The sequence below is a fragment of the Neisseria sp. WLZKY-1 genome, assembly GCF_046546535.1.
Lineage (GTDB): Bacteria > Pseudomonadota > Gammaproteobacteria > Burkholderiales > Neisseriaceae > Neisseria.
In genome coordinates this window covers 1-10402 of the sequence record NZ_JBKGTW010000060.1, presented here as the reverse complement: position 1 = coordinate 10402, position 10402 = coordinate 1, and the positions used below count along the sequence as shown (strand labels likewise).

Genomic DNA, 10402 nt, shown 5'->3' with positions numbered 1-10402 from the left:
GCTCGTTTTTGCTACGATGCGGGTGTAATCCTAGGGTGCGTTCCGAGGCGACTGGCCTGTTTGGTTGCTATGGTACGCTGATTTGAACATACAAGGGTGTGTGCGGTACGCACGCACGCGGTTTTTGTTGCTACCGAATGATTTCAAACCATGCCGTAATTCAGTCGGCAGCAACGCAGCTTGATCCATAACCCAACAAAATCCTCATATCGCCCGTAATATCAAAGCTGTCTGAGAAATAATTTTCAGACGACCTCTCTCTATCCGAAAGCAGCCTGCACTTTCAAAAATCGAAGTGCAGGCTGCTTTTCATAATAATTAGAAAAAAACGCGCAATATTTTTATACTGTACATCATGTAGTAGGCCGTACCTGCTCCCCTGCCGACTTATTTACTGAATGAACAGGAATAACATGCAGAACCTCTCTTCAGAAAAACCGACAGCCGGTTATTCGCATCCGTGGCAATACTTTCTGCTGGTGTACGCTTTGAGCGCGCCGTTTTGGCTGCTGTCTTTGTTTCTCAAACACAGTCCTTTGCCTGATAATCTGCCGCTGACCGACATCGGCGCGGCGCTCACTCCGACGGTTGCCGCCGCGTTGCTGCGTTACCGCGAGGGCGGAATGGCGGCGGTGCGCAGTCTGTTTGGTCGTGTGTTTGATTACGGTCGGATAAAGCATTCTGCCTATTTTTGGACGGCAATACTGATTTTCCCACTGCTTTATCTGCTGACTTATGTCGCGATACGCCAAACAGGACAAACCATACCTGCCTTATCCGTATCATTTGCGCCGCTTGCCGGTGCGTTCTTCATGTTCTTTATCGCGGCAGTTGCCGAGGAATTGGGCTATGCCGCCTACGCTACGGAAAGTCTGCAACGGCGTTTTACCCCGTTTGTTACGGCGCTGATTATCGGGGTACCGTGGGCATTGTGGCATTTGCCGTCCATGATTGCCGTGGGGCAATCTGCCGAACTGATCGCGTGGGGGCTGGCAGGGACGGTTGCCGTGAGGATTATCTATGTATGGCTGTATAACGGCAGTGGCGGCTCGGTATTTGTATTGATTGCGTGCCACACGGTTGCCAATACCGCACGCACCGGTTTTCCAGGCGGACGGGCGGCATATGAAAACGGCGACGGCATGATCCCATACGGAATTATCATCATTGCGGCGGTAATTGTGATGATTTTTTGGCGTAAGGCGATGTGTTCATCTGATAGCAGGCAGGCGTAGGCCGGGTCATGTTCCAACAAAACCTTCAATCCTGCCAAGATATTGGGTTTATCAATCCATCCTATGACGGCACGCCTTGGGTTAGAATAGAATTGTTTCGTTTGTAACCGGACAGGAGAAAACCATGAGAGTAACGAGTGCGGCCATTGTGAATGGTGAGTTTGAAGATAAATACGGCAAGCGGGGCGGGCAGTTTAGTCCGAACGGGATGCCGACTTATTCGGTGCCGTTTGAAATCAGCGGCGCGCCGGAGGGTACGAAATCGTTTGCGGTGGTGCTGGAGGACAAGGATGCGGTTACGGCGAGCGGTTTTGTGTGGATACATTGGCTGATAGCGGATTTGGAGCGTACTTCGGTGGCGGAAAACGAGAGTGTTTCGGCCAAGGATTATGTGCAGGGGGCGAACAGTTGGGCGAGTGTATTGGGCAAATTTGAGATTGAAGAGGCCTCATGCTATGGCGGGATGGCGCCGCCGAACTGCCGCCATCGCTACGAGCTGATTGTGTATGCGTTGGATACGAAGCTGAACCTGCCGCGCGGTTTCCGTTTCAACGACCTGCATTTTGCGATGCAGGGGCATGTGTTGGCTTCGGCCTCGGTGATGGGGACTTATGATGTGTGAGGCCGTCTGAAAACAGGCGGTGCGGCCGCACCATGTTCCGAGAGGCCGTCTGAAAAGGTTTTCAGACGGCCTCCTGCGCTATAATCGACCGCCTTTCGGCTGTGTGTTTCAGGCCGTCTGAAAGCGTTTCAGACGGCCTCTTCAAAAAGGAAAAAAACATGATTACCCCCCAACAGGCCATCGAACGCCTGATCAGCAACAACGAGCTTTTCTACGACGAAATGACCGACCTGATGCGCCAAATCATGAGCGGGCAGGTCGCGCCCGAGCAAATTGCCGCCATCATGACCGGCCTGCGCATCAAAGTGGAAACCGTGTCGGAAATCACCGCCGCCGCTGCCGTGATGCGCGAGTTTGCCGCCAAAGTGCCCGTATCGGATGCGGAAAACCTGGTCGACGTGGTCGGCACGGGCGGCGACGGCGCGAAAACCTTCAATATCTCCACCACCGCCATGTTTGTCGCCGCAGCGGCGGGCGCGAAAGTAGCCAAACACGGAGGCCGCTCCGTTTCTTCGTCCAGCGGCGCGGCCGACGTGCTCGAAAGCATGGGTGCCAACCTCGGCCTGACGCCCGAACAAATCGCGCAGGGCATAGAACAAACCAGCATCGGCTTTATGTTCGCGCAAAACCACCACACCGCCATGCGCCACGTCGCCCCCGTGCGCCGCTCGCTGGGTTTCCGCAGCATTTTCAATATTTTGGGTCCGCTCACCAACCCCGCCAGTGCGGCCAACCAGCTTTTGGGCGTGTTTCACACCGATTTGTGCGGCATCCTGTCGCGCGTTTTGCAGCAGCTCGGTTCGCGCCACGTCCTCGTCGTCTGCGGCAGCGACGGCCTCGACGAAATTACCCTCACCGGCAGCACCCGCGTCGCCGAACTGAAAGACGGCCGCATTCTGGAATACGACATCCGCCCCGCCGACTTCGGTATCGCCGAACGGCGCAACCTCGACGAAATCCGTGTGGAAAACAGCCAGGAATCGCTGGCGAAAATGGACGAAGTGCTCGGCGGAGCGCACGGTGCGGCGCGCGACATTGTCCTGCTCAACGCCGCCGCCACCCTCTACGCGGGCAACACCGTTTCCGATATCGCCCAAGGCATAGAAACCGCCCGCGCCGCCATCGACTCGGGCAAGGCCGAAGCGAAACGGCAGGAGTTTCTGGCTTTCGGCCGGCAGTTTGCCTGACAATCTTACCGGCGCCCAAAGGCCGTCTGAACAATTTTCAGACGGCCTTTGGGCTTCAATCTTTTTGTTTTGCCGACATCTGTTTGAAAGACAAAGAGGCCGCCTGAAACAATATCCGTTCTTTCAGACGGCCTCTTTGGTGCAGATAACGCACGCATTCCCCAACATTCCGGCAGCCCTACGGGTTGCCGCCTTTAAGGCCGTCTGAACAATACGGATTGAGCAGCATGAAAACGAATAGTGAGCCAAAATAAAAAATCTGCGGCGTTGCCGCGCCTTCACTCAAAGAGGGTGGCTTACTAGGGCGTGTTGACAATCAGCCTTGCGGCGGTATTTTTGGTAAAAATCCACGCCTGCCGCGTCAAAAATGCTCGCAAGATGTTCAATCTTGCTGCGCTTTTTTCCTTGCAGGCGCGAATTTTTCCTCAAAAAACCGCTTCGCAAGCTGAATGTCAACACGCCCTAAGACATGAAGATCCGGCTCCGTAGTGCTTGTACTGTCTGTGGTTTGCCGCCTTGTATCTTTTTGTGTTGGCCGACTATAAAAGGCCGTCTGAAAGCGCGGTTTCAGACGGCCTCTTGTTTCCGATTCGGGTTTACAAACGGGTGACGCGGCGCACCTGCGGGATGGTGTGCAGGGCGTGGATGATGCTGTTGAGCTGTTTGAGATCCTGCGTTTTGATGCGGAATTTGAATTCGATAAAGCCTTCCGTGCCCGACTGGCTTTGCGAGGGCGTTTCCACGGCTTCGATGTCGGCGCCCTGCTCGGACATGGCCATCGCCATGGCCGCCAGCAGGCCGTGGCTGTCCTGCGAGGCGACGAGCAGGACGGTGTGGTAGGTGTGGCCGCCGATGTTTTCCCAGTCGGCATCAAGCTGCTGGTCGGGATCACTTTTGAGCAGGTTGGGACAGGTTTCGCGGTGGATAATCAGCCCCTGGTCTTTAATCAGGATGGCGCGGATGGCGTCGCCGGGTATCGGGTTGCAGCATTGGCCGAGGTGGACGCGGCCGGTTTCGTTACCGCTGATTTTTATCGGACTGAGGCGCACTTCGCCGCCAAGGTGCTGCCCCGCCAGCTCGGCAATGTGCATGGCAACGGAAACGGGCAGGGTGTGCCCCATACCGACGCTGTACAGCACGTCTTCAAAGCTGGTTTGTTTTTCGGTGAGGTCGGCAAGATAGGCTTCTTTGAGTTCTTCCGACAGGAGGACGTCGCGCGGCAGAAGGCCGGCGAGGGCTTTTTGCAGCAGGTTTTCGCCCAGTTCGACGGCGTCGCGGCGGTTCATGTTTTTGATGTAGCTGCGGATGGCGCTGCGGGCGCGGCCGGAAACGGCGAAGTTGAGCCAGGCGGCGTTTGGCCGTGCCTGATCGGAGGTGACGATTTCGACGGTGTCGCCGGTTTTCAGACGGGTACGCAGCGGCACCATGCTGTTGTTGACGCGGGCGGCGGCGGTGCGGTTGCCGATGTCGGTGTGCACGGCGTAGGCGAAGTCGATGGGGGTTGCGCCTTCGGGCAGTACGAGGATGCGGCCTTTTGGTGTGAAGATGTAGACTTCGCTGGGAAAAAGGTCGACTTTGACGTGTTCGAGGAATTCGACGGCGTTGGCCGAACGCGCCTGCAAGTCGAGAATGTTTTGCAGCCATTTGTTGGCGTTGAGCGTGGCCTGATCGGGGCGGTCGTCGCCCGATTTGTACGCCCAGTGGCTGGCAACGCCGCTTTCGGCAACGGCGTTCATTTCGCGGGTGCGTATCTGCACTTCTATCGGCAGGCCGTGCGGGCCGGTGAGCGTGGTGTGCAGGCTTTGGTAGCCGTTGCTTTTGGGGATGGCGATGTAGTCTTTGAATTTGCCGGGCTTGGGCTGGTAGAGGCCGTGCAGCGCGCCGAGTGCGGCGTAGCAGGCGGGGATGCTGTTGGTGATGACGCGGAAACCGTAGATGTCCATCACTTCGTCGAAGCGCAGGTGTTTGTTGCGCATTTTCTGATGGATGCTGTACAGGTTTTTTTCACGCCCTTTGATTTGCGCTTCGATGTTGGCACCGACCAGCCGCTGGCTGAACGCCGCCAGCACTTTGCCGACGATGTCGCGCCGGTTGCGGCGGAAGTTGTTCATCGCTTTTTGCAGGGTGCGGTAGCGCGACGGGTAGATGTTTTGGAAGGACAGATCCTGCAATTCGCGGTAAACGGGATTGAGGCCGATGCGGTTGGCAATCGGGGCATAGATTTCCAGCGTTTCCTGCGAGATGCGGCGGCGTTTGTCGGGGCGCATCGAGCCGAGCGTGCGCATATTGTGCAGGCGGTCGGACAGTTTGACGATGATGACGCGCATGTCTTTGGTCATCGCTAGAATCAGCTTGCGGAAGCTCTCGGCCTGATGTTCGGTTTGGTTGTCGTATTGCAGTTTTTCCAGCTTGGAGAGGCCGTCTACCATATCGGCGATGGCGTCGCCGAACTCGGCAGCCATTTCCTCTTTGGTGACGCCCGTGTCTTCCAAGACGTCGTGCATCAGCCCCGCACTGAGCGTTTGGATGTCCATATGCCATTTGGCCAGCTCGGTGGCAACGGCAATCGGATGGGTGATGTAGGGCTCGCCGCTTTTGCGCGTTTGTCCGTCGTGTGCGAAAAAGGCGTAGGCACAGGCTTTTTCCAAGCGCTCCAAATCTTCTTTGGGAAGGTAGGACGCGGCATCGAACAGCAGGCCGCGTGCTTGGGCGGTCAGCGGATCGTAGGGGGCGGCGGGCGCGGGGACGGACATTTTCAGACGGCCTGAAACGTTATTTGCTGCGATTGAGGATATCGGCCGTGACCTGTCCGGCAGCGATTTCGCGCAATGCGGTGACGGTGGGCTTGTCGTTGCGCACGTCGTCCACCAGCGGCGCGGTGCCGTTTTCCAGCTGGCGGGCGCGGCGTGCGGCGGCAAGTGTCAGGTCGAAATGGTTGGTGATTTTGTCGGAGCAGTCTTCTACGGTGATGCGTGCCATTTTCGGGTTTCCTTGTTTGTTTGAGAGTTGGTTTGAGACGGATTCGGAGAAATTCAGAAATTTTCCGAGAGCAGGTGTTCGATAAAGTTCTGCTGCCGCGCCAGAGTCTGCCTGTGCGCACGGATAATCGCGCCCAGCTGGGCTTCGGCCTCGGCCAGATCGCGGTTGACGACGATGTAGTCGAACAGCAGCGACTGTTCGATTTCGCCGCGCGCCTGGCGCAGCCTTTTTTCCACCACTTCCGGCGCGTCGGTGCCGCGCCCGCGCAGGCGCTCGGCCAGTTCGGCAAAGCTCGGCGGCAGGATGAAGATACCAACGGCTTCGGGCAGGGCGCGGCGAACCTGCTGAGCGCCTTGTACGTCGATTTCCAAAATTACGTCGAAGCCTTCGTTTTGCAGGGCTTTGAGGCCGGTGAGGCTGGTGCCGTAATAATTGCCGAACACGTTGGCGTGTTCGAGAAAGCCGCCCGCATCGGCCATTTCTTCGAATTCCGCCGTGCCGACAAAATAATAATGCTCGCCGTGCCGCTCGCCTTCGCGCGGGGCGCGGGTGGTGTGCGATATGGAAACGCGCACGTCGGCATGGGCGGAGAGCAGGCGCGACACCAGCGTTGTTTTGCCCGTGCCCGAAGCGGCGGAAATGATGAAAATATTGCCGGGATTTTTTGCGCTCATGATACGGAAATCGCGTGGAATAAGGCTTCGGATTATAGCGCAACCGCGACGGAATAGAAAATTTGTTACAATGCCGCTTTTGCTTTGACAACGAGGATTGCGGCGGTGTTGATTCATCCCGAAGTGATGGGCGTGGAAGCCCTTTTTGAAAAAATGCGCAAGATTCCCGACTGGCCGGAAAAGGGGATTCTGTTTCACGACATTACGCCGATTCTGCAAAGCCCGCAGTATTTCCGCCTGCTGGTGGATCTGCTGGTCTACCGCTACATGGATCAGAAAATCGACGCCGTGGCGGGTTTAGACGCGCGCGGCTTTATCATCGGCGCGGCGCTGGCCTACCAGTTGAACGTCGGCTTCGTCCCCATCCGCAAAAAAGGCAAGCTGCCCTTCAAAACCGTATCGCAGAAATACGCGCTGGAATACGGCGAGGCAACGGTGGAAATCCATACCGACGCGCTGCAGCCGGGCGCACGCATGCTGCTGGTGGACGACTTGGTGGCCACGGGCGGCACGATGCTGGCGGGTGCGGAGCTGATCCACCGCCTCGGCGGTAATGTGGTGGAAGCCGCCGCCATTTTGGAATTTACCGATCTGCCGGGCGGACAACGCATCCGCGACGCAGGCGTGCCGCTGTTTACGCTCTACCAAAACGAAGGCTGTATGCCCGATATCGCCTGAGGCCGTCTGAGAAAAAGGCCGTCTGAAAATGCCGAAAGACTTTCAGACGGCCTTTTCGTATGGCGGCAAACCGTACCCGCCGCTGTTTCAAACCGCTTTCGTATCCGAACCGGCCTGCGTCCATGCATCGGATGAGGCCGTCTGAAAAGAGGCCGTCTGAAAACGCCGGAACGTTTCAGACGGCCTCTTTGAATGCTGCAAGCCGCAGCCGCCGTTTTTAAGACGGCCTCTGCATCATCCAGCTTTGGATTTTGCGCGCGTCGTTGACGCGGGTGGTGGTGGTGGGCGAATTGAGCAGCACGATGGTTACCGGCTCGCTGCCGATTCTGGCTTTCACCACCATCGAACGACCCGACTCGCGGATATAGCCCGTTTTCTGCAATTCTATATCCCACGAGCCTTCGCGCACGAGGGCGTTGGAATTTTTATAGTTCTGCTGGCGGCCGGCGCTGGTGTACACCGAGCCGTAGGTAGACGTGCTGTTGCGGCGGATTTGCGGGTATTGGGCTGCCGCGTTCGCCAGCTTGCTCAAATCGGCGGCGGTGGACACGTTGCGGTAGTCCAGGCCGGTGGGCTCGTAAAAACGGCTGCTGGACATGCCCAGGCTCTGCGCTTTGGCGTTCATAGCAGCGACAAACGCACCCATGCCGCCCGGATAGGTGCGCCCCAGCGCGTGGGTGGCGCGGTTTTCGCTCGACATCAGGCTCAGGTGCAAAAGCTGCGCCCGCGTCAGCTGCGTGCCTACCGACAGGCGGCTGCCCGTGCCTTTGAGGCGGTCGATTTCATCTTCCGTGATGGTAATCACTTCGTCCATGTTCAGGCGCGCATCCAGCGTCACCATCGCCGACATCAGTTTGGAAATCGACGCGATGGGCATCACGCGGTTCATGTTTTTCTGATACAGCACTTCGCCTGTGCGGTTGTTCATAATCAAGGCCGACTGCGAAGCCAAAAGCGGGCCGGCGATGGCGGCCTGCGCTTCGAGCATATCGCCCGGATTGTTGGCAAGGAAAGTGCCCAACGGATCCTGCTCGGTGGGGAAATTCTGTTGCAGAAACTGGCCGAGCACGTCCAAATCGTCGGCGGCGGCGTTGAGGGGGAACAGGCTCAGGCCGAGCAGAACGGCGGCGGCCTTTTTGTAAAACCGGGTTGCGTACATCGTGTTATCCGTAAAATTGCAAAGATTCGTCCGGCGGCGCGACACAAAGACGGGGAGGCCGTCTGAAAATATTTTTTATTCCGCGCCATCGGCTTAGGGAGAAGTGCTGCCTGTTTGAGGTCGCGGCGCATTGTCTGTGAAAAGCAAACGCCTTGTAAAGCGGGCAGACGCAGTTTTGCACGAGTTTTCGTTTCCGCCGCCAACGCCCCTGCCGCCGCACTGCCTTGTTAGGCCGTCTGAAAATTGAAAAAACTACGGCCAATCATTATAATCGCCCACTTTTTTCAGACTTTCAGACGGCCTGTCCGTTTGCGCTGCCGAGGTAAAACCATGACCACAGAAAACCGCCACTGCTCCTTTTGCGGCAAATCCGAGCAGGAAGTCAAACACCTGATTGAAGGCCAAGACGCCTATATCTGCAACGAATGCGTGGAAACCTGCGGCGTGATGCTCGAAGCCGACGACGGCGCCGGCAAGGCAGACGGCAGCGGCAATACCGCAGACAAACTGCCCACGCCCGCCGAAATCGTCGCCAACCTCGACGACCACGTTATCGGCCAGGAACAGGCGAAAAAAGCCCTCGCCGTTGCCGTCTACAACCACTACAAACGCCTGCGCCACCCGCAGGCGGACGGCAAAGTCGAACTGTCCAAATCCAACATCCTCCTCATCGGCCCGACCGGCTCGGGCAAAACCCTGCTGGCGCAATCGCTGGCACGCAAACTCGACGTGCCCTTCGTAATGGCCGACGCCACCACGCTCACCGAAGCGGGCTATGTCGGCGAAGACGTCGAGCAAATCATCACCAAGCTCTTGGGCAAATGCGAATTCAACGTGGAAAAAGCCCAGCGCGGCATTGTTTACATCGACGAAATCGACAAAATCTCGCGCAAGAGCGATAACCCCTCCATCACCCGCGACGTGTCGGGCGAAGGCGTGCAGCAGGCGCTGCTCAAACTCATCGAAGGCACGGTTGCCAGCGTGCCCCCGCAGGGCGGGCGCAAGCATCCCAACCAGGATTTCGTCCAAGTCGACACCACCAACATCCTCTTCATCTGCGGAGGTGCGTTTGCCGGATTGGAAAAAGTCATCCGCCAGCGCACCGAAAAAGGCGGCATCGGCTTCGGCGCGTCGGTGCACAGCAAAGACGAAAACGCCGCCATCACCGAGCTGTTTGAAATCGTCGAGCCGGAAGATTTGATCAAATTCGGCCTGATTCCCGAACTGATCGGCCGCCTGCCCGTGATTGCCACCCTGGCCGAACTCGACGAAGACGCGCTCATCAACATCCTCACCGAGCCGAAAAACGCGCTGGTAAAACAATATCAGGCACTGCTGGCGATGGAAGGGGCGGAACTCGAATTTGAAGAAGCCGCCCTGCGCGCCATCGCCAAACTCGCCATGAGCCGCAAAACCGGCGCACGCGGCCTGCGCTCCATCGTCGAACGCGCCCTGATGGAAACCATGTACCGCCTGCCCGACCTGCCGCAGGTGAAAAAAGTGCTCATCACTGCCGACGTTATCGACAAACAGCAGCCGCCGCTGCTGTTCTTGGAAAACGGCGAAGAATATAAGGGATAAGCCGCCACACGCTAAAAGGCCGTCTGAAAAAGGCCGTCTGAAAAAGGCCGTCTGAAAAAGGCCGTCTGAAAAAGGCCGTCTGAAAAAGGCCGTCTGAAAAAGGCCGTCTGAAAAAGGCCGTCTGAAAAAGGCCGTCTGAAAAAGGCCGTCTGAAAAAGGCCGTCTGAAAAAGGCCGTCTGAAAAAGGCCGTCTGAAAAAGGCCGTCTGAAAAAGGCCGTCTGAAAAAGGCCGTCTGAAAAAGGCCGTCTGAAAAAGGCCGTCTGAAAAAGGCCGTCTGAAAAAGGCC

10 protein-coding genes are annotated in these 10402 nt (G+C 57.3%); 5 read left to right on the top strand and 5 right to left on the bottom strand.

The genetic code is table 11. The features are described 5' to 3' along the window. Window positions 1-413 precede the first annotated feature (413 nt). From ACLD9W_RS11150 to trpD, 3 genes are all read left to right on the top strand, one after another. Complete coding sequence (locus ACLD9W_RS11150; protein WP_410842086.1) at window positions 414-1235, top strand: CPBP family intramembrane glutamic endopeptidase; 822 nt, start codon at window positions 414-416, stop codon at window positions 1233-1235. Between the two features lie 124 nt (window positions 1236-1359). Further along, complete coding sequence (locus ACLD9W_RS11145; RefSeq protein WP_293277869.1) at window positions 1360-1857, top strand: YbhB/YbcL family Raf kinase inhibitor-like protein; 498 nt, start codon at window positions 1360-1362, stop codon at window positions 1855-1857. Window positions 1858-2015: 158 nt separating this feature from the next. Further along, window positions 2016-3044: an anthranilate phosphoribosyltransferase gene (trpD, locus tag ACLD9W_RS11140; protein ID WP_410842085.1), complete on the top strand. Its 1029-nt coding sequence runs from the start codon at window positions 2016-2018 to the stop codon at window positions 3042-3044. A gap of 596 nt (window positions 3045-3640) precedes the next feature. Here trpD and ACLD9W_RS11135 read toward each other — a convergent pair. From ACLD9W_RS11135 to gmk, 3 genes are read right to left on the bottom strand one after another with little or no spacing between them, the layout of a single operon-like run. Then, window positions 3641-5797: a RelA/SpoT family protein gene (locus tag ACLD9W_RS11135; RefSeq protein WP_410842084.1), complete on the bottom strand. Its 2157-nt coding sequence runs from the start codon at window positions 5795-5797 to the stop codon at window positions 3641-3643. A 19-nt stretch (window positions 5798-5816) separates the two neighbouring features. Further along, window positions 5817-6023 carry a DNA-directed RNA polymerase subunit omega gene (gene rpoZ / locus ACLD9W_RS11130; protein WP_009426127.1) on the bottom strand — a complete coding sequence of 69 codons (207 nt, stop codon included), beginning with the start codon at window positions 6021-6023 and terminating at the stop codon, window positions 5817-5819. A gap of 53 nt (window positions 6024-6076) precedes the next feature. Beyond that, window positions 6077-6697, bottom strand: a complete 621-nt coding sequence (gene gmk / locus ACLD9W_RS11125; protein WP_410842083.1) for a guanylate kinase — start codon at window positions 6695-6697, stop codon at window positions 6077-6079. A gap of 126 nt (window positions 6698-6823) precedes the next feature. Between gmk and ACLD9W_RS11120 the strand changes: the two genes are divergently transcribed. After that, complete coding sequence (locus ACLD9W_RS11120; RefSeq protein WP_410842087.1) at window positions 6824-7375, top strand: adenine phosphoribosyltransferase; 552 nt, start codon at window positions 6824-6826, stop codon at window positions 7373-7375. 217 nt (window positions 7376-7592) lie between these two features. Here ACLD9W_RS11120 and ACLD9W_RS11115 read toward each other — a convergent pair whose 3' ends face one another. Continuing rightward, window positions 7593-8534 carry a serine hydrolase gene (locus ACLD9W_RS11115; RefSeq protein WP_410842082.1) on the bottom strand — a complete coding sequence of 314 codons (942 nt, stop codon included), beginning with the start codon at window positions 8532-8534 and terminating at the stop codon, window positions 7593-7595. 330 nt (window positions 8535-8864) lie between these two features. On the opposite strand from ACLD9W_RS11115, the gene clpX reads away from it, so the two are divergent. Then, the gene (gene clpX / locus ACLD9W_RS11110; protein ID WP_410842081.1) at window positions 8865-10115 is read left to right on the top strand and encodes an ATP-dependent Clp protease ATP-binding subunit ClpX; all 1251 of its coding nucleotides are present in this window, start codon (window positions 8865-8867) and stop codon (window positions 10113-10115) included. An 11-nt stretch (window positions 10116-10126) separates the two neighbouring features. Here clpX and ACLD9W_RS11105 read toward each other — a convergent pair. Continuing rightward, on the bottom strand, window positions 10127-10402 hold a 276-nt coding region (locus ACLD9W_RS11105; RefSeq protein ID WP_410842080.1), incomplete at its 5' end, for a hypothetical protein.

Bases quoted from the DNA above. Each gene is read 5' to 3' on its own strand.
- ACLD9W_RS11150 (WP_410842086.1), top strand. From the start codon at position 414: ATGCAGAACCTCTCTTCAGAAAAACCGACAGCCGGTTATTCGCATCCG.
- ACLD9W_RS11145 (WP_293277869.1), top strand. From the start codon at position 1,360: ATGAGAGTAACGAGTGCGGCCATTGTGAATGGTGAGTTTGAAGATAAA.
- trpD (WP_410842085.1), top strand. From the start codon at position 2,016: ATGATTACCCCCCAACAGGCCATCGAACGCCTGATCAGCAACAACGAG.
- ACLD9W_RS11135 (WP_410842084.1), bottom strand. From the start codon at position 5,797: ATGTCCGTCCCCGCGCCCGCCGCCCCCTACGATCCGCTGACCGCCCAA.
- rpoZ (WP_009426127.1), bottom strand. From the start codon at position 6,023: ATGGCACGCATCACCGTAGAAGACTGCTCCGACAAAATCACCAACCAT.
- gmk (WP_410842083.1), bottom strand. From the start codon at position 6,697: ATGAGCGCAAAAAATCCCGGCAATATTTTCATCATTTCCGCCGCTTCG.
- ACLD9W_RS11120 (WP_410842087.1), top strand. From the start codon at position 6,824: ATGGGCGTGGAAGCCCTTTTTGAAAAAATGCGCAAGATTCCCGACTGG.
- ACLD9W_RS11115 (WP_410842082.1), bottom strand. From the start codon at position 8,534: ATGTACGCAACCCGGTTTTACAAAAAGGCCGCCGCCGTTCTGCTCGGC.
- clpX (WP_410842081.1), top strand. From the start codon at position 8,865: ATGACCACAGAAAACCGCCACTGCTCCTTTTGCGGCAAATCCGAGCAG.